This is a genomic window from Arthrobacter sp. TE12231, from assembly GCF_054062895.1.
The window spans coordinates 2644843-2664820 of sequence record NZ_JBSSFS010000001.1; the positions used below are offsets into that span (position 1 = coordinate 2644843).

Genomic DNA, 19978 nt, shown 5'->3' on the forward strand with positions numbered 1-19978 from the left:
GGTCCAGTCTAGTGATCGAGCCACTCGAGGACCGGAGCCAGCGCGCTGGTCGTCTCGGGGTTCGCGGCCCACCAGGCCGAACAGGCGGCACGCCATGAATCGAGGTCAGCGGGATCGCCGGTGATGTGGACGGACTGGCCACGGACGATCGCCGAGGCGATGCCGCTGCGGAACCGCCCGGCGTCGTGCTCCACAGCAGGGTACGGAGCGTACAGGCCGGTCAGGTCATTGATGAGGAAATCGGGGCGCTCCCTGGTCCGTGCGGCGAGGATCGATTCCTTGGTGTCCACGCCGGTCAAGACAGCCACGGTGGCGAATCCGGCGTTGTTGCCGCCCAGGATGTCGGTGTCCAGGCGGTCGCCGACGACGAGCGGCCGGTCCGCGGCCAGCCGCTTGGCGGCGGTATGGAACAACGGCGCCTCGGGCTTGCCGGCCACGATCGGGGCCTTGCCGGTCGCGGCGGCCACGGCCGCCACGAGGGTCCCGTTGCCCGGGGCCATTCCGCGCGCCTGGGGAATGGACATGTCAGTGTTGGTCGCCACCCACAGCGCACCGCCAGCGACGACGTACGACGCCTCGGCAAGATCCTTCCACCCGAGGTCCGGGCTAAAGCCCTGGACGACGGCGACGGGATTTTCCGCCGCGCTGCGGACGGGAACCAGGCCCACCAGCTCAATCTCCTTTGCCAGCGCGGCGCTGCCCGTGATGAGCACGTGCGCCCCGGCCGGCAGCATCGAGGCAAGCAGCGCTGCCGCCGCCTGCGAGGAGCTCACCACCTGGTGGTCCTCGGCGGGGGCGCCGAGCTCGCGCAGGTGTTGCGCCACCTGCGCGGGAGAGCGGGACGCGTTGTTGGTGACGTAGCCAAGTCCGACGCCGACACCGGCCAGCCGGCGCAGCGACTCCACCGCCCCGGGAATGGCGTGGGGTCCTGCATAGACCACACCGTCCAGGTCGGAAAGGAGCGCATCGAAGGTGGAGATCAGTGCGGGTCCGGTCATGCGACTAGTCCTCCACCCGCTCGCGCTGGGCCGTCTCGGAGTCTTCGACGACTTCCTGATCCGCGATGGCGTCCGACTCTTCGTCGGTTTCTTCGTCGGATTCATCGAGGACGTCGGCTTCGAGGGAATCCTGGTCCGACTCGGCGTCGTCGGACTCGAAGTGGCCGGCTTCGGCGTCGTCGGAGACTTCGTCGATCGGGTTCAGGGCGGTCTCCGCCGCAGCGGCGCCGGTGACTTCCGCGGCTACAGCGGCGCCGGCGACCCGTAGTGCACGCTCGTCGGCCCCGGCGTGCGCGGCTGCGACCTCCTGGGCTTCCTGGGCGCGGAGCCGGCGCTGGCGCTCTTCCTCACGCGCTTCTTCTTCCTCGTCCCAGCCGAGGTCGATGATGTCAGGTTCCTCTTCCGCCCCGAGGCCCAGCGCGTTTTCGGCCACGACGGCCTGCCGCTGCCACTTGGCGGCCTCGGCCGCGCGGCCGGCGGCCGTCAGGGCTTCGGCGTATGCACGGAACAGACGAGGGCTGTAGGAAAAGGCACGGTTGATGTCCAGCTGCGCGATCTCCAGCTCGGATACCGCGGCATCGAGCTGCCCGAGGTCGGTGCGGGCACCGGCGGCGACGATAGCCAGTTCCACCTTGCCCGGGGCGTCGAGGTCCTTGGCTTCTTCGGACCGGGCCATATCCAGGGCACGGTCCGGGCGTCCAAGGCCCCGCTCGCAGTCGGCCATGACCGGCAGGTGCATGTTGGAGCCGCTGATTCGCCGGTAGGTCCGGAATTCCCGCAGGGCTTCACCATAGTGTCCGGCGGCGTAGGCGGTCAGGCCGACAGCTTCGCGGACGGACGCAAGGCGGCCGCCACGGCGGCTGGCTGCGAGGGCGTGCTGGAAGGCAAGTTCCGGCTCCTCGTCCAGGAGCCGTCCCGCCATGACCAGGTGGCGGGCCACCCATTCGGCGCTGGTACCTTCGAGGGTCTTGATCTGGTGCTGCGTGGCGCGGTCAAGTTCCTTGCCCGTGACGTCCTCGTCGATCTGCGGTGATCGCTCACGGTCGGGACGGTTGGCGCTGCGGAGATCGGCGGCGTTCGGCACGCGCACGGGACGATCCTCGGGGCGGTCACGGCCGAACTGGCGGGGACCCGAGTCGCCGCGGTCGAAGCTGCGTGCCGGACGGTCTTCACGGTTGCCGAAGGGCTTGCGGTTGTCGCCACCGGAATACGGCTTGCGGTCACGATCGCCGCCACCGGAATACGGCTTGCGGTCACGATCGCCGCCACCGAAGCTGCGGCCCGCTCCGCCTTCACGCGGAGCACGATCGCCATACGGCTTACGGTCGCCGCCAGCGTACGGCTTGCGGTCACCGCCGCCGTAGCTGCGCTGGTCGCCACCCTCACGCGGGGCACGATCACCATATGGCTTACGGTCGCCACCGGCATAAGGCTTGCGGTCGCCGCCGCTGAAGCTACGGCCCGCTCCGCCTTCACGCGGAGCACGATCACCATACGGCTTACGGTCACCGCTACCGGCATAAGGCTTGCGGTCACCGCCGCCGTAGCTGCGCTGCTCGCCACCCTCACGCGGAGCACGATCACCATACGGCTTACGGTCACCGCCGCCGGAGTAAGGCTTGCGGTCACCGCCGGCATACGGCTTGCGGTCGCCGCCGCCATAGCTGCGCTGCTCGCCACCCTCACGCGGAGCACGATCGCCATACGGCTTACGGTCACCGCCGCCATAGCTACGGCCCGCTCCGCCTTCACGCGGGGCGCGATCGCCGTACGGCTTGCGGTCACCGCCGCCGGCATACGGCTTACGGTCGCCGCCGCCATAGCTGCGCTGTTCGCCACCCTCACGCGGAGCACGATCGCCATACGGCTTACGGTCATCCCTGGCGCGGAAGCCGCGAGGATCGCCGCCCGAGTTGCTCGTGCCGCGGTACGGGGCCCCGCCAGTGTTGTCGCGGGCTTTGCCGCCGCGGTTTCCGTCGTTGTGCTCAGCCATGCTGGAATCCTCCTGTTGCGAGCTGACCACTGGCGCAATCGCAGCCGCTCTTTTCCGTGTTTCGTTTCCTACGCAACCCGAAATCAAGCGCTTCGAAGTCCGTACATCTCCCCCAATTCTAGGCGAGCAACCCGTCACGGACTAACGGCATCGCACCAATAGGGCCCCGCGGTGGCAGGACTCACAGCAGCCTGCCGTGCAGTTCCGTCCCGGGTTGCCGGGTCCATCACCTCACGAGAAAAAACAGTGAATCCTTGGTTTTTTATGTCATACTTTCGCTAATGTTCTTGCCGAAAGAGCCCAGCGACCGCCGGCGCCGTCTGGCAACCGACTGAAACCACACAGACAAAGGAGTTCCTGTGACCACCAGCATTGGCGCGGACGCGCCGGCAGCTACTGCCTTAACTCCCGTAGCCGGGCACCCCACGCTCCCCCTGAAGCGGCCCGGGCTTTTCGCTGCGACCCTGATCCTGACGGCTGCCGCCATCTACTTCGCGTTCCTCACGCCGTCGATCGTGAGCCTCTCCATTCGGATCTTCGGGGTCGATCCGACAGGCAAGGCGTTGGGCCTCTCCACTGTCATATTGATCGGCGCGCTGATTTCCGTCGTCATGTTGCCGCTGTTCGGCAGCCTGTCTGACCGCACCCGAGGGCGCTTCGGCCGACGCCGCCCGTGGCTCGTCGGCGGGTCGCTGACCGTGCTTGCCGGCGCCATCGTCGTCGGGACTGCATCCAATGTCGCCATAGTGGCCGCAGGCTGGGCGATTTCACAGCTGGGCTTCAGCGCGGTCATCGCCGCCTTCCTGGCCTTGGTGCCCGACTTCATACCCGAACGACTGCGCGCCCGGACGTCCGCCGGGATCGGCGTCGTGACGGGCCTCGTTGTCCTCGGCGGCATCGCCTTCGCCAGCGCAAACGTTGCAGATCCGGTCACCATGATGGTCGCCCCGGCCGCCGTTGCCGTGCTCTTCGTGCTGGGCCTGTCGATGGTGATTGCCAAAGCTGATGTCATTCCTGCTGACGCGGCGGCGCTTCCCCGCTATTCCGTCCGCGAGTTCGCGGGGAGCTTTTTCATCAACCCGTTGCATCACCCGAGCTTCGCCTGGAACTGGATTAGCCGGCTCCTTTTTGGAATCGCCATGGTCGGTCTCCAGACCTACTCCACCTATTTCCTGACTGACGTGACCGGGTTGTCGCTTCAGGACGCAACGGCCCGCTACACATTCGTCACCTTGATCACCACCCCCATCGGCTTCGTATTCACGGTTGCCGCCGGATTTCTGTCGGACAAGATGAACCGCCGCAAGATCTTCGTCGTCGGGGCAGCGGTGATCGCTGCCGCGGGCATCCTCATCGCCGCCCTGCTGCAGAGCGCGGACGGATTTCTGGTCGCGTACATCGTGTTCTCGATCGGCCTGGCTTTTTATCTGACGGTCGACGTGGCAATCGCGGCCTCGGTCGTCCCGGATTCTGCCCAAACAGCCAAGGCCATGGCGGTGTACCAGGTCTCGACGACGGCGCCCGCCATTGTGGTGCCGCTTCTTGGCGTGCTCGTGCTCACGTCAGCCGCCGCCTACGTCCCGTTCTTCTGCATCCTCGGCGGGATCGCACTGCTGTCTGCCGTCACCATCCTCTTTGTAAAGGTCCGCTGAACCATGCCGCACTCTTCTCCCGAACCCGCGTTCACAGAACTCCTGGACGGCGCGGCATGGATCCGCCCCTGCGAACCTGTCGACCCGGGCCCCGGTTCCCGGCCGGCGTATGTTGTGCGCCTCGACGTCGAGTTGCCCGCCGACGTGGCAGCGGCAACTCTCGCTGCGACGGCCCATGGCATCATCGAGGTCTTCCTCAATGGCCGGAGGGTCGGGGACGAAGAACTCGTTCCCGGGTTCACCGCCTACCGGAAGCGGCTGCAGGTGTTCGAATGGGACGTTGCGGGCTACCTTCACGGTGGCACCAACCGCGTCGAGGTGCTTCTAAGTGACGGATGGTTCCGCGGACGGCACGGCTTCGAACGCCGTGCCGATGGATTCGGCATCGAAACCGCAGTGCTGCTCGGACTCAAAGGGTCCTCCGGTTCCGGCGAAGCGTTCCATGTCGTGTCGGACGGCACCTGGAGTTCGGCTCCGAGCCACATCATTCGGGCTGACCTGATGGACGGCCAGTCCGTCGACTTCCGCCGGCTCGACGGCGACGGCGGCGTCGACGGACCGTGGTCAGCGGTCAGCATTGGAACCGGCGCCCTCTACGACGACGGGTCACGGCTGATCCCTACAAGCGCGGAGCCTGTGCGCCGGATCGACACCCTCCCGCCCGTGGGCGTGTCGTCGCCCCGGCCGGGCACCGCCGTCGTCGATTTCGGGCAGAACCTCAACGGATGGGTGCGCCTGACCTCATTGGGCCCGCGCGACACCCACCTCGTGCTGACCCACGGGGAAGTGCTCGCCGGATCAGGCCTGGTTTCCACGGAGAACTTGCGGTCCTTCATCTTCGCTACCGGCGACCTCCTGCCGGCGGGACAGATTGACGAAGTCATCTCCTCCGGCCGCCCTGGTGAAACCTTCGAGCCCCGGCACACGACGCATGGATTCCGGTACGTCCAGATCGACGGCCTGCCGGGGGCCCTCGATCCCGAGGACATCCGGGCCGTCGTCGTGCACACGGATTTGTTGCCCACCGGCTCGTTCTCCTGCAGTGACGCCGCCCTCAACGCGCTTCACACGGCAGGGGTCTGGAGCTTCCGGGGAAACGCCTGCGAGATTCCTACCGACTGCCCTCAGCGGGAGCGCTCCGGGTTCACCGGCGACTGGCAGGTATTTGTCGGCACCGCGGCCTTTCTGTACGACGTCCAGGCGTTCTCGGACAAGTGGCTCGCCGATCTCGCCGCCGATCAATGGGCCGATGGCCGGGTTCCCACCATCACGCCCAACCCCGCGGGCGGCAAACCCTCGGGCGTTCTCTTCGAGGACCTCTCGGCAGGGTCGGCCGGATGGGGCGACGCCGCCGTCGTCGTCCCCTGGGAACTGTGGCGCGCCTACGGCGACGAGGGCATCCTGCGCCGCCAACTGCCCTCAATGCAGGCCTGGGTCGACTACGCCGCCCGTTCCGCGGCGGGCAACAGGCACCCCGCCCGGGCAGAGCGCCGGCCTGTCCCCGCCGCCTGGGAGACGTTCCTCTGGGACTCCGGATTCCACTTCGGAGAATGGCTCGAACCCGGCGTACCTCCCGCTCCGAATCCCGCCACCGACCACAGCATTGTGGCGACCGCGTTCCTGCACCGGTCAGCCGCACTCCTCGCCGCGTCAGCCAAGGTGCTGGGCGAAAAGGAACTTGAGGCAAAATACAGCACTGTCGCAGCCGGAGCCCGCGAGGCATGGCAACGCGAGTTCCTCACCGGTTACGGGCGCCTCTCGATCGAGACCCAGGCCCACTATGCCCGCGGTTTAGCCTTCGGATTGTTCCCTGCCGGGGCCCGGGAGGCCGCCGCGGGGCGACTTGCCGAGCTGATTGAGGAGAACAACGGACGCCTGGGTACCGGGTTCCTCAGCACCGGGCAACTGTTGCCCGCCCTTGCCGACCACGGCAAAGCCGAGGAAGCGTACGCCGTCCTGCTTTCCAGGGGCACCCCTTCCTGGCTCGGCATGCTCGAGAACGGCGCCACCACGGTCTGGGAGTGGTGGGACGGCGTCGCCCAGGGCGAGGTCCGGGGTTCGCTCAACCATTACAGCAAAGCCGCCGTCCTTTCCTTCCTCTACACGCACGTGGCAGGCATTCGGCTCTCCGAACACCCCACGGCGGACGAAGCGGCTTACCGTCACGTCACGATCGCCCCTGTCCCCGGCGGCGGACTCGACTGGGCACAGGCATCACTGCACACTCCTCAGGGCTTGCTGTCCTCAGCCTGGCGCATCGTCGGCGGCGACTTCGTCCTCGACGTTTCGCTCCCGCCCGGAACCCGTGCCCGCGTCGAATTGCCGAACGGGACAGTCCTGACGGCAGAAGGCGGCCAGCGAACCTTCAGCGTTCCACTTCAGCAGAGTGTCCGTGCCTGACACAGTCCGCGCCTAGCAAAGGAAGAGCATGAACAGCTTCACAAACCCCGTCCTCCGCGGCCACGCTCCGGACCCCAGCGTCGTTCGTGTTGGTGATGACTTCTACCTGGCCAATTCGAGCTTCGGGTTCCTCCCGGGAATTCCGATCTCGCATTCCACCGATCTGGTCACGTGGCGCACCATAGGATTCGCCGTGACGAGACCGGGACAGTACCGTCGCGACGGACAACCCGGGTCCATAAACCTGTTCGCACCCACCCTTCGCCACGAAGAAGGAGTGTTCTATCTGGTCTGCACCAACCAGGCGAAGGGCCAGGGCAACTTCTTCGTCACGGCAACCAGCCCGGAAGGTCCGTGGTCGGATGCGGTCTGGCTCGACCAGGAAGCCTTCGATCCCTCCTTGTTCCGTGACATCGACGGCCGCTGGTACTACACCCGCCGTACCCTTCAGTTCCGCCCGGACGGCAACCTTGGTCCCATCGTCCAAGCGCCCATCGACATCGCAACGGGCACGCTGGGCGAGTTCCGCCCACTGACCGCGAACAACCGGGGATTCTCCAGCAACGACATCGAGGGACCCCACCTGTTCACCCGCGACGGCTGGTACTACCTCACCGGAGCCGAGGGCAGCAGCTGGAAGGGACACATGCAGACCATCGGCCGCAGCAGGTCACCATGGGGCCCGTTCGAACCCGCACCCCACAACCCGATTCTGACCCACCGCGACCGGGTGGCACACCCGATCCAATCCGTTGGGCACGCCGATTTCGTCGAGGACGCATCCGGCAACTGGTGGGCCGTGTCCCTGGGAACGCGCCATGACCGCTTCTCCAGTCATCACACGCTGGGACGGGAAACCTTCCTCGCACCCGTCACCTGGACGGAGGACGGTTGGCCCGTCGTCGGCCACGACGGACACACGGAAGAAGCGTTCGACGACGTTCCGACCCCCACGGACAGGGGAACCCGGATCGACGTCGCCGACTCGCTGTGGCTGCGGGGCTGGCGCACACTGCAGGCCGGCGAACCTGGCGTGAATGGGAAACAGACCGACGACTTCATCGAAGTCCCGGCGGGCCCCGACCTCACCGAACGCCCGCCCGTCGGGGCCCTTTTCAGGGCGCAAAGTGAATTCGACCAGACGTTCTCCGCAACGGTGGATAGTGATGATGCCGTTGCCGCGGGAGTCGCCGTGTATACCAACTCGATGCATTTCTTCTCGGCACTGGTGCGGCCGGTCGGATCGGGCAGGGCCGTCTCCTTCCGCCGCGTGGTCGATGACATGCTCACGGAGACGGAGACAGTTGTTCCTGCTCAGGGCGATCTCCGGCTCACTGTCACGGCAACCGGCGGCAGGTACACGTTCACCGCGACGGTGGGGCACGAGAGCTGGGAACTAGGGTCCGGTAACTCCCGGCTCCTCTCAGCCGAGGCGGCACAGTGGTTCGTGAACGTTAACTTTGCGCTCATCGCCGTCGATGAGGGATCAAACGGTGGTGCTGCCCGGTTCGGCCGGGTCCTCATCGAGGAGCCCCCCAAGACAGTGCCCCCGGCGTTCGAAATCCCGTACTAGGCAACTTCACAGCCTCAACAAATTCACACAGCCCGGAGGCGTTCCTTGAGGCTTTCGGAGAATTCGGCGACGCCGGCGACGATGTCGACTTTGCCGTTGGACAGGACCCATTGAACCTGAAGTCCATCACTGACTGCTATGCACTCCCTGGCCACGAGCTCCAGATCCACGTCATGGCGAATCTCGCCCTTGTCGACGGCTTTCTGCCACCGGGCAACCAGTGATGCCACTACGCCCTCGTACTGCGCCGCAAGCCGGGCGTGGGCGGGGCTTCGCGTGTCTGCCGCCTCTGAAATGGACAGCACAAAGAGTTCAATCAGGCCCGGCTGTTCGGTGAAGCGACGGGTGGCTTCCACCATTTCGTCGAGGGCGTCCAGCCCGGAATCCGAGCCGGGCAGGGATTCCCACCAGGACGCCGTCTCCATGAGGCGCCGCTCGGCCACTGCCTGAAGCAGCACGTTCTTGCTCGGGAAGTGGTGGGCCAGACCGCTCTCACTAATGCCGACAGCTTCCGCAATGGCCGACATGGGGGTCGCGTAGTAGCCGTCCGCACCGAACATCTTCGTCGCCACGTCGATGATCTTTTCGCGACGCCGGACCCCGGTCGGATAACTGCCGCCGCTCGCCTTCAGTCCCATGCGTTTCACCGTAACGCAAGGTGGCAAGAAACAAGGAATCAACGGTCCGGCTCCGGGCCTGGGCAGTACTTTCTGGGGTCTTCAAGGTTCGTGGCCGTGGATGTCGACGATCGTGAACCTCGACATCGGGCGCAGCGTGAACACCCTTCAGCAGGTCAACCCGCCACGAACCGCGAAGAGCCGCTAATCTTGGGGCACCCAAAACAGAGGAGAGACCCATGGGCACGGTGGTCATGTACAGCTCGGTGTCGGTGGACGGCTTCATCGCGGACGAGGACGACCAGCCCGGACCCCTGTTCGACTGGTTGTCCAGCGGTGACGTGCCGTTGGACGAGAGCGGCGAGTTGAAGGTGTCGCAGACGTCCTACGACTACACCCGGCCGTACTGGGACCAGATCGGGGCGACCGTCGTCGGCCGCCACGTCTTCGACATGACGGACGGCTGGGACGGGAAACCTCCGGGCGGGGTCGACCACGTGGTCGTCGTGACGCACCGGCCGGAGCCTGACGGCTGGGACTCCGAAGCGCCGTTTCACTTCGTCGACGGCGTCGAGGCAGCCGTGGCCAAGGCGCAGAAGCTTGCGGGTGACCGCATGGTCGAGGTCGCCGCCGGCGACGTCGGTGGCCAGGTGCTTGCCGCGGGCCTGGTCGACGAGGTGCGCATGGACGTCGTACCCGTCGTGTTCGGGTCCGGCAAGCGCTACTTCGGGTCGGTCCACGCGCAGCACCTGTTGGAGGATCCTGATGTGGTGATTCAGGGCAACCGGGTGCTTCACCTGCGCTATCGGGTGCGCCGTTGACCGATCTGAGCGGGTACGCGAAGAAGTCCACTGCGAACGGTGACACAAGATCGGGCCTCCGCTCGCGGGGTGCGGTTAAATGCGGGAGGACCCCCAACCTGGTGGTTGGGGGTCCTCGACCTGTAATGGTGTTCCGGCGGTGACCTACTCTCCCACACCCTCCCGGGTGCAGTACCATCGGCGCTGTGGGTCTTAGCTTCCGGGTTCGGAATGGGACCGGGCGTTTCCCCCACGCTATGACCGCCGTAACCCTTGCTCCGCCGCCTTCACCCTGGGGGTGTGGCGGGGAAAACTGTGGTTACAACCTGCTGCACCGGTGTTGCTGGTGCAGTTGTGGTGTTGTGTATGTTGTTGTGGTTTTGTTCCTGTTGCAACGTGCCGCGGGTGCGGGTTTGTTGGTTGGGAACCACATAGTGGACGCAAGCAGTCTTGTTTCTTTGTACCCTCCCCTGGTGCGAACCCCTTTTGAAACGGGTTCGCGGGAAGAGTGTGTGGTGTAAGTTATCGGCCTATTAGTACCGGTCAGCTTCACGAGTCGTTAGTCCTCGCTTCCACATCCGGCCTATCAACCCAGTGGTCTGGCTGGGGGCCTCTCACACACAAGGTGTATGGAAATCTCATCTCGAAGCGAGCTTCCCGCTTAGATGCTTTCAGCGGTTATCCCATCCGAACGTAGCTAATCAGCGGTGCACTTGGCAGTACAACTGACACACCAGAGGTTCGTCCGTCCCGGTCCTCTCGTACTAAGGACAGCCCTTCTCAAATTTCCTGCGCGCGCAGCGGATAGGGACCGAACTGTCTCACGACGTTCTAAACCCAGCTCGCGTACCGCTTTAATGGGCGAACAGCCCAACCCTTGGGACCTACTCCAGCCCCAGGATGCGACGAGCCGACATCGAGGTGCCAAACCATGCCGTCGATATGGACTCTTGGGCAAGATCAGCCTGTTATCCCCGAGGTACCTTTTATCCGTTGAGCGACGGCCATTCCACAATGTACCGCCGGATCACTAGTCCCGACTTTCGTCCCTGCTCGAGATGTCTCTCTCACAGTCAAGCTCCCTTGTGCACTTACACTCGACACCTGATTGCCAACCAGGCTGAGGGAACCTTTGGGCGCCTCCGTTACTTTTTAGGAGGCAACCGCCCCAGTTAAACTACCCATCAGGCACTGTCCCTGACCCGGATTACGGGCCGAAGTTAGATGTCCAAAGTGACCAGAGTGGTATTTCAACGATGACTCCACCCGAACTGGCGTCCGGGCTTCAACGTCTCCCACCTATCCTACACAAGCCACTCCGAACACCAATACCAAACTATAGTAAAGGTCTCGGGGTCTTTCCGTCCTGCTGCGCGTAACGAGCATCTTTACTCGTACTGCAATTTCGCCGAGTTTATGGTTGAGACAGCGGGGAAGTCGTTACTCCATTCGTGCAGGTCGGAACTTACCCGACAAGGAATTTCGCTACCTTAGGATGGTTATAGTTACCACCGCCGTTTACTGGGGCTTAAATTCTCAGCTTCGCCTTGCGGCTAACCGGTCCTCTTAACCTTCCAGCACCGGGCAGGAGTCAGTCCGTATACATCGTCTTGCGACTTCGCACGGACCTGTGTTTTTAGTAAACAGTCGCTTCCCCCTGGTCTCTGCGGCCCCGATCCCCTCCCACCAGCGTGTGGTGTTCAAGGTTGGGGCCCCCCTTCTCCCGAAGTTACGGGGGCATTTTGCCGAGTTCCTTAACCATAATTCTCTCGATCGCCTTAGTATTCTCTACCTGATCACCTGTGTCGGTTTGGGGTACGGGCGGCTAAAACCTCGCGTCGATGCTTTTCTCGGCAGCATAGGATCACCGAATCCCCCCCTACGGGGGTCCCGTCAGATCTCAGGCATCATGAACGGCGGATTTGCCTACCGTTCGCCCTACATCCTTAGACCGGGACAACCATCGCCCGGCTCGGCTACCTTCCTGCGTCACACCTGTTAATACGCTTGCCTCCCAGGATCAGGTCCCGCGCTCCACCAAAACCCTCACACCCAAAGGGTGATCGGGCAGGTCTCGGGCGGTTAGTATCCCCTGTTCAACATGGGCGGTTTTTCGCCGGTACGGGAATATCAACCCGTTGTCCATCGACTACGCCTGTCGGCCTCGCCTTAGGTCCCGACTTACCCAGGGCAGATTAGCTTGACCCTGGAACCCTTGATCATTCGGCGGACGGGTTTCTCACCCGTCTTTCGCTACTCATGCCTGCATTCTCACTCGTGTAGGCTCCACCGCTGGTTTACACCGCGACTTCACCGCCCACACGACGCTCCCCTACCCATCCAGACGCCTGAACCACAAGGGCTTAGCTAATATCTGAATGCCACAACTTCGGCGGTGTACTTGAGCCCCGCTACATTGTCGGCGCGGAATCACTTGACCAGTGAGCTATTACGCACTCTTTTAAGGATGGCTGCTTCTAAGCCAACCTCCTGGTTGTCTTCGCAACTCCACATCCTTTCCCACTTAGCACACGCTTAGGGGCCTTAGTTGGTGGTCTGGGCTGTTTCCCTCTCGACTATGAAGCTTATCCCCCACAGTCTCACTGCTGCGCTCTCACTTACCGGCATTCGGAGTTTGGCTGACGTCAGTAACCTTGTAGGGCCCATTAGCCATCCAGTAGCTCTACCTCCGGTAAGAAACACGCAACGCTGCACCTAAATGCATTTCGGGGAGAACCAGCTATCACGAAGTTTGATTGGCCTTTCACCCCTACCCACAGCTCATCCCCTCCATTTTCAACTGAAGTGGGTTCGGTCCTCCACGACGTCTTACCGTCGCTTCAACCTGGCCATGGGTAGATCACTTCGCTTCGGGTCTAGATCACGCCACTGCAACGCCCTGTTCAGACTCGCTTTCGCTACGGCTTCCCCACACGGGTTAACCTCGCGACGTAACACTAACTCGCAGGCTCATTCTTCAAAAGGCACGCCGTCACCAGAATCAGACTGGCTCCGACGGATTGTAAGCACACGGTTTCAGGTACTGTTTCACTCCCCTCCCGGGGTACTTTTCACCTTTCCCTCACGGTACTGGTCCGCTATCGGTCATTAGGGAGTATTTAGGCTTATCAGGTGGTCCTGACAGATTCGCACGGGATTTCTCGGGCCCCGTGCTACTTGGGATACTTCACCAGGCGGTACACAACATTTCGGTTACGGGGCTCACACCCTCTACGGCCGGCCTTTCAAGACCGTTCACCTATGCCTGCACATCACACCTCACCAGCCCGGCAGAACTGGTATGGAAAGTCCCACAACCCCGACCATGCAACGCCCGCCGGCTATCACACATGGAACGGTTTAGCCTGATCCGCGTTCGCTCGCCACTACTAACGGAATCACTATTGTTTTCTCTTCCTGCGGGTACTGAGATGTTTCACTTCCCCGCGTTCCCTCCACGCACCCTATGTGTTCAGATGCGGGTCACCAGGCAGCTCGCGCCCCTGGCGGGGTTTCCCCATTCGGACACCCTGGGATCACAGTCCGGTTATCGACTCCCCCAGGCTTATCGCAGATTCCTACGTCCTTCTTCGGCTCCTAATGCCAAGGCATCCACCGTGTGCTCTTAAAAACTTGACCACAAAAGATCAATCAGAAATTTTCGAGAGAACCATGAAAACCACCACCACCGCCCCGAAGGACAACAGCGACAGATCCAGGTTCATATTCTTGGAAATTGCTTCTTATAAAAGATGCTCGCGTCCACTATGTAGTTCTCAAACAACAACCCCGTACCACACACCCCACACACACAACCCACACGGGCCGAACATGCATGATCGATGCAGCCAGGAAACCAGAAACACAAGTCCCACACCACCACCCCCCACGCTCCCCCGTAAGGGAACCCGGAAACGATGCCATGGTCCTGTTGTCTCAGGACCCAACAGTGTGCCAAACACTAAACCGCCCGGGCATCTCTCCCGCACCGTTCCAGGAACAGTCCCCGAAGGAACCGTCCGTACTAGGCAAGAAGAAAACCCCTGCGGCCGCTATTTGCTGATATTCCACCCGTGAGCACCCGCCGCAGAACTTGCGTCTGCGCAACGGGCGTACTCCTGACAACCCCGCCACACTCAAATGCATGAGGCACGGTGGTTGTAGGTGCTCCTTAGAAAGGAGGTGATCCAGCCGCACCTTCCGGTACGGCTACCTTGTTACGACTTAGTCCCAATCGCCAGTCCCACCTTCGACAGCTCCCTCCCACAAGGGGTTAGGCCACCGGCTTCGGGTGTTACCAACTTTCGTGACTTGACGGGCGGTGTGTACAAGGCCCGGGAACGTATTCACCGCAGCGTTGCTGATCTGCGATTACTAGCGACTCCGACTTCATGGGGTCGAGTTGCAGACCCCAATCCGAACTGAGACCGGCTTTTTGGGATTAGCTCCACCTCACAGTATCGCAACCCTTTGTACCGGCCATTGTAGCATGCGTGAAGCCCAAGACATAAGGGGCATGATGATTTGACGTCGTCCCCACCTTCCTCCGAGTTGACCCCGGCAGTCTCCCATGAGTCCCCGCCATTACGCGCTGGCAACATGGAACGAGGGTTGCGCTCGTTGCGGGACTTAACCCAACATCTCACGACACGAGCTGACGACAACCATGCACCACCTGTGAACCGGCCCCAAAGGGGAAGGACTGTTTCCAGCCCGGTCCGGCCCATGTCAAGCCTTGGTAAGGTTCTTCGCGTTGCATCGAATTAATCCGCATGCTCCGCCGCTTGTGCGGGCCCCCGTCAATTCCTTTGAGTTTTAGCCTTGCGGCCGTACTCCCCAGGCGGGGCACTTAATGCGTTAGCTACGGCGCGGAAAACGTGGAATGTCCCCCACACCTAGTGCCCAACGTTTACGGCATGGACTACCAGGGTATCTAATCCTGTTCGCTCCCCATGCTTTCGCTCCTCAGCGTCAGTTAATGCCCAGAGACCTGCCTTCGCCATCGGTGTTCCTCCTGATATCTGCGCATTTCACCGCTACACCAGGAATTCCAGTCTCCCCTACATCACTCTAGTCTGCCCGTACCCACCGCAGATCCGGAGTTGAGCCCCGGACTTTCACGGCAGACGCGACAAACCGCCTACGAGCTCTTTACGCCCAATAATTCCGGATAACGCTTGCGCCCTACGTATTACCGCGGCTGCTGGCACGTAGTTAGCCGGCGCTTCTTCTGCAGGTACCGTCACTTTCGCTTCTTCCCTACTGAAAGAGGTTTACAACCCGAAGGCCGTCATCCCTCACGCGGCGTCGCTGCATCAGGCTTGCGCCCATTGTGCAATATTCCCCACTGCTGCCTCCCGTAGGAGTCTGGGCCGTGTCTCAGTCCCAGTGTGGCCGGTCACCCTCTCAGGCCGGCTACCCGTCGTCGCCTTGGTGAGCCATTACCTCACCAACAAGCTGATAGGCCGCGAGTCCATCCAAAACCACAATAAAGCTTTCCACCCCCCACCATGCGATGAGGAGTCATATCCGGTATTAGACCCAGTTTCCCAGGCTTATCCCAGAGTTAAGGGCAGGTTACTCACGTGTTACTCACCCGTTCGCCACTAATCCCCGGTGCAAGCACCGGATCATCGTTCGACTTGCATGTGTTAAGCACGCCGCCAGCGTTCATCCTGAGCCAGGATCAAACTCTCCGTTGAAGAAAAACAGACACAACCAGGCACCACGGGAAAACGCGGAACCAGGCTGCACAAAATTTGAAACCAGCTAAAAACACCAGACCACACCACGGGGTGGCGGGCCCGGCACATTCAACCAATTCAATACAATAAATTGGTATCAACAAACTTGGCACACTATTGAGTTCTCAAACAACAGACACATTCGAATACTCGTCGAAACAATTCATTTCAATGAATTCTTTTATTTCGCTTTTCTTCGCTGCGATGTTTACAGCTTATTTCATTCATTTCCACTTTGCAAATTCGCGATTTTCATCCGAATTTCACTCTGTGGAGCGAATCCGCCCAGCAGAATTGAAGCAATTTTCATTATCCGCGCCTAGCGCATGAAGAATTGCTTCTCATTTGTGGGGGTTTGTCTCCGCTCAGCGGCGGCGACTCAGAAAACAATACACGCTCCTCCCCGGCCGTGCAAATCAGCCAGGAAGGAGCGTGCAGCGTGCGTTCTCAGTACGGACCAGCAGCGGATCAGGGCGCCGCGACCTCCACCGTTGCCAGGTTCTTCTTGCCCCGCCGCAGGAGCAGGTAGCGCCCGTGCAGCAACTGGCTGGCCGCAATAACGGCGTCGGGGTCGGAGACCTTCGCGTTGTTCACGTAGGCCCCGCCCTCCCCCACGGTGCGGCGGGCGGCGGACTTGCTCTCGGACAGGCCGGAGGCCACGAGCAGTTCGACGATGCCCAGACCGCCGGCGTCCACGGTGGCGGACGGCAGCTCGGAGGTGGCAGCCTTCAGGGTCGCTTCATCCAGCACAGTCAGATCGCCGTTGCCGAACACCGCCGCCGACGCCGCAATGACCTTTTCCGTGGCGTCAACACCGTGGACAAGAGAGGTCACCTCGTATGCCAGTTTCCGCTGGCCCTCGCGAGCGAACGGCCGTTCGGCGACTGCCAGCTCCAGTGCCTCGATCTCCGCACGGGTCAGGAACGTGAAGACCTTGAGGCGGGCCGCGACGTCGGCATCTGCCGTGTTGAGCCAGAACTGGTAGAAGGCGTACGGGCTGCACATCGCCGGATCCAGCCAGATCGCGTTGCCCTCGCTCTTGCCGAACTTGGTGCCGTCAGAGTTGGTGATGAGCGGCGTTCCCAGGGCATGGACGTGCTTGCCCTCAACCTTCCGGATGAGTTCGGTGCCGCTGGTGAGGTTGCCCCACTGGTCCGAGCCGCCGGTCTGCAAGGCGCAGCCGTAGTCGCGGAACAACTGGAGGTAGTCCATGCCCTGCAGGATCTGGTAGCTGAATTCGGTGTAGCTGATGCCTTCATCCGAGCCAAGGCGGGACGCGACGGCATCCTTGCGGAGCATGGTCCCGACCCGGAAGTGCTTGCCGATGTCGCGCAGGAAGTCGATGGCGCTCAGCGGCGCCGTCCAATCCAGGTTATTGACCATCCGGGCGGCGTTGTCGCCCTCGAAGCTCAGGAAGCGGCGGACCTGCGCCTGCAGGTAGCCCACCCACTCCGAGACGGTGTCCTTGGTGTTAAGGGTGCGTTCCGCCGTCGGACGCGGATCCCCGATCAGCCCCGTGGAGCCGCCGACCAGGCCGAGCGGCTTGTGGCCGGCCAGCTGGATCCGGCGCATTAGCAGCAGCTGGACGAGGTTGCCCAGGTGCAGGCTCGGCGCGGTCGGATCGAAGCCGCAGTAATACGTCACAGGCTCGCCGGCGAGGAGCTTCTCGAGCTCCGCCTCATCCGTGGAGACGTGGACAAGGCCGCGCCATTTCAGCTCCTGCCAGATATTGGCGAAGCTGGGGTCGTTCTGCTGGGCATCGAGATTATTTAGCTGGGACACGGAATCTAAGGTAGCAGGATCAGCACATCCGCATCGCAGGTGACGCCCTGCCGGCCGCTGTCTCCCCGCCGCCGTTCGGCAACGGGGAGCCGCCGTCCGGCAGCCGTACAACGCGGCGGCCGGAACGGGCCTACTCCTCGATGCCGGCGGGGACGCCGGAGGCGGCGATGAGCCTCAGGCGTTGCGTGGGCCTGGTCATGGCCACATAGAGGTCGCCCACCCGGCCGTGCTCATGGTTGAGCATGTCCGTCGGTTCAAGGACCACGACGCCGTCGAACTCCAGTCCCTTTGCCTCGCGGGGGCTGATAACCACGATGTCCTGCGCGTAGCTTCCCGCACCGGTCCCCACGCGGTGCCCGTACACGGCCCGGAGTGCAGCGCTGGCTTCCGGGAGAAGCTCGCCGTCGGCAATGACCGCCAGCAGGCCACCTTCGATCGCGTCCAGTTCCTCCGGCAGTACCTCGACGAGCTTCGTGACAATCTGGCTCTGGTCCACGCGGTCGATCACCGGCGCCCAGCGTCCTTCCCTGACTGCCTTCGGCGCGGAAACCACCAGGCCGGCCGCATTGGCCATCCGGGCGGCCGCCTCGGCGATCTGCGACGGCGTGCGGTAGTTGACGGTAAGTTCCTCGAGCTGCCAGCGGTCGCCGAACATGGGGGCCAGCGCGCTGTGCCAGGAGTTGGCGCCGGCGACTGAACTCGTCTGGGCGATGTCGCCGACGATCGTGAACGACTTCAGCGGGCAACGGCGGACGAGCAGCCGCCACTGCATGGGCGACAACTCCTGCGCCTCGTCCACCACAATGTGCCCGAACGCCCAGCTGCGGTCCGTGGTGGCACGCTCGGCAGCGGTCAGCCGCGTCTCGCGCTCCTGGTTCTGGTCCACGAGGTCTTCGGCGGTGACGAGGACATCCACCCCGGCGGTTTCCATGTTGACCAGAGTCTGCTTGGCGTTGGCGAGATCGCGGGCGCGGTCCTGTTCCTGCTGAGCCAGTCCCCGGCCGGCAGCGGCATCAAGCTCGCCGAGCAATTCGGCGGCCTCGTCGAGCAACGGGACGTCGGACTCCGTCCACGGCGAACCGGCCGGGCGGAGCAGCAGGGCGCGTTCCTCCGGGGTGAGGTTCGGGGTGCATGCCTCGAGAATGGCCGGCTTGCTCAGCAACTCGCCCACGAGCTTCTCCGGGGTCATGGGCATCCAGCACAGGTTCAGCGCGATCCGGACATCCCGGGCGGACCGGACATCCTCCGCCAGGTAGGAGCGGTCGGCGTTGTTGCCGATGTTGCCGGCTTCCACCAGCTCCGTCATCTGTTCGGTCAGTTCGCGGAGCAGAATCTTAACGAAGGAGACTCGGGCCTCGTTGTGCGGCTTGCCCGTGGCCCGTGCCCTCTCCTTGGCGCGGCGGACCTGCCGCGGCGTCAGGATCAGCTTGCGCCCGTCGACCTCCAGGACGCGGTTTCCGGCCGGGAGGCGCTGCCGGTTGGCGACGGCGTTGGCCACCACGTCGGCCATGTCCAGCCGGCCCTTGATGGCGGCCACGGCAGAGTCCGGCTCGGCCACGGCGGTGATGCCCGGCATAAGCCGGCCAAGGCTCGCCATCACGACGCCGGTCTCACCCAGCGAGGGCAGCACACGTTCGATGTACTTCATGAAGGACGACGTCGGCCCCACCAGCAGGACGCCGGCGCTCTTGAGTCGGTCCCGGTGCGTGTAGAGCAGGTAGGCCGCGCGGTGCAGTGCGACGGCGGTCTTGCCAGTGCCCGGTCCGCCCTGGACCACGAGCGCGCCGGAGATGGAGGAACGGATGATCCGGTCCTGCTCGGACTGGATGGTGCCGACGATGTCCGACATCCGGCCGGTCCGCTTGGAATTCAGGGCAGCCAGCAGGGCGCCCTCGCCCTGGAGGGAGTCGTTGTCGGCGAGCATGTCGGCGTCGAGCACGTCATCCTCGATCGCCTTGACCTCGCGGCCCTGCAGGATCAGGTGACGGCGGCGACGAACGCCCTGCCGGTCAAAAGCCGTGGCCTGGTAGAAATGGCCGGCCTCGGGCGCCCGCCAGTCCACCATGAGCCGCTGCAGGTCCTCGGTGGTCAGCCCGATGCGGCCGATGTACTGGGCCTCCCCGGAGTCCAGGTCCAGGCGGCCGAAGACGAGGCGGTCATCGACGGCGTCGAGCTGGGCGAGGCGGTCCTCGTACAGGGCCGCGAAGGCATCGCGTTCGGAGACGTTTTGCATGGTGCCCACGGCACCGGCACGGCGCACCTGGGCCAGCTGGGTGCGCTTCTCTGCCCGCAACTCATCGAGCCGGGCGTAAAGTCCGGCCACATAGTCGCGTTCATGGGCCAAATCAGCGTCGTGCATCGAACGTTCCCCTATCGAAAAAGACAGACCCACCATTCTACAGCCATTTCGGCAGACTCA

10 protein-coding genes and 3 rRNA genes are annotated in these 19978 nt (G+C 63.2%); 5 read left to right on the plus strand and 8 right to left on the minus strand.

All coding sequences use genetic code 11. From position 1 onward, the window contains the following. Window positions 1-8: 8 nt before the first annotated feature. On the minus strand, window positions 9-998 hold the full coding sequence (locus ACVWYS_RS11945) for an HAD-IIA family hydrolase (RefSeq protein ID WP_456509800.1): 990 nt from the start codon (window positions 996-998) through the stop codon (window positions 9-11). 4 nt (window positions 999-1002) lie between these two features. Then, window positions 1003-2991: a hypothetical protein gene (locus ACVWYS_RS11950; protein ID WP_456509801.1), complete on the minus strand. Its 1989-nt coding sequence runs from the start codon at window positions 2989-2991 to the stop codon at window positions 1003-1005. Window positions 2992-3350: 359 nt separating this feature from the next. On the opposite strand from ACVWYS_RS11950, the gene ACVWYS_RS11955 reads away from it, so the two are divergent. Genes ACVWYS_RS11955 through ACVWYS_RS11965 form a run of 3 tightly spaced genes read left to right on the plus strand, consistent with a single transcriptional unit; the run spans window position 3351 to window position 8616 of the window. Then, on the plus strand, window positions 3351-4643 hold the full coding sequence (locus ACVWYS_RS11955) for an MFS transporter (RefSeq protein WP_456509802.1): 1293 nt from the start codon (window positions 3351-3353) through the stop codon (window positions 4641-4643). Between the two features lie 3 nt (window positions 4644-4646). Next, window positions 4647-7043: a family 78 glycoside hydrolase catalytic domain gene (locus tag ACVWYS_RS11960; RefSeq protein WP_456509803.1), complete on the plus strand. Its 2397-nt coding sequence runs from the start codon at window positions 4647-4649 to the stop codon at window positions 7041-7043. A 28-nt stretch (window positions 7044-7071) separates the two neighbouring features. Then, window positions 7072-8616, plus strand: a complete 1545-nt coding sequence (locus ACVWYS_RS11965) for a family 43 glycosylhydrolase (RefSeq protein ID WP_456509804.1) — start codon at window positions 7072-7074, stop codon at window positions 8614-8616. A 23-nt stretch (window positions 8617-8639) separates the two neighbouring features. Here ACVWYS_RS11965 and ACVWYS_RS11970 read toward each other — a convergent pair whose 3' ends face one another. Next, entirely contained in the window at window positions 8640-9254 is a 615-nt protein-coding gene (locus ACVWYS_RS11970; protein ID WP_091255752.1) for a TetR/AcrR family transcriptional regulator, read from the minus strand. Between ACVWYS_RS11970 and ACVWYS_RS11975 the strand changes: the two genes are divergently transcribed. Then, entirely contained in the window at window positions 9253-9441 is a 189-nt protein-coding gene (locus ACVWYS_RS11975) for a hypothetical protein (protein WP_344362323.1), read from the plus strand. The genes ACVWYS_RS11970 and ACVWYS_RS11975 overlap by 2 nt on opposite strands. Window positions 9442-9472: 31 nt before the next feature. After that, window positions 9473-10054, plus strand: a complete 582-nt coding sequence (locus tag ACVWYS_RS11980; RefSeq protein WP_344362326.1) for a dihydrofolate reductase family protein — start codon at window positions 9473-9475, stop codon at window positions 10052-10054. 131 nt (window positions 10055-10185) lie between these two features. On the opposite strand, the gene rrf is transcribed toward ACVWYS_RS11980, so the two are convergent. From rrf to ACVWYS_RS12005, 5 genes are all read right to left on the minus strand, one after another. Next, a 5S ribosomal RNA gene (gene rrf, locus ACVWYS_RS11985) occupies window positions 10186-10302 on the minus strand. Between the two features lie 243 nt (window positions 10303-10545). Further along, window positions 10546-13672 (minus strand): 23S ribosomal RNA (locus ACVWYS_RS11990). 536 nt (window positions 13673-14208) lie between these two features. Continuing rightward, window positions 14209-15735: ribosomal RNA gene (locus ACVWYS_RS11995) — 16S ribosomal RNA — on the minus strand. The 16S, 23S and 5S rRNA genes sit together here, the layout of an rRNA operon. A gap of 510 nt (window positions 15736-16245) precedes the next feature. Then, window positions 16246-17559: a tyrosine--tRNA ligase gene (gene tyrS, locus ACVWYS_RS12000; RefSeq protein ID WP_456507054.1), complete on the minus strand. Its 1314-nt coding sequence runs from the start codon at window positions 17557-17559 to the stop codon at window positions 16246-16248. A gap of 130 nt (window positions 17560-17689) precedes the next feature. Next, window positions 17690-19918, minus strand: coding sequence for a HelD family protein (locus ACVWYS_RS12005; RefSeq protein ID WP_116767746.1), 2229 nt, complete (start codon window positions 19916-19918; stop codon window positions 17690-17692). Between the last annotated feature and the right edge of the window lie 60 nt (window positions 19919-19978).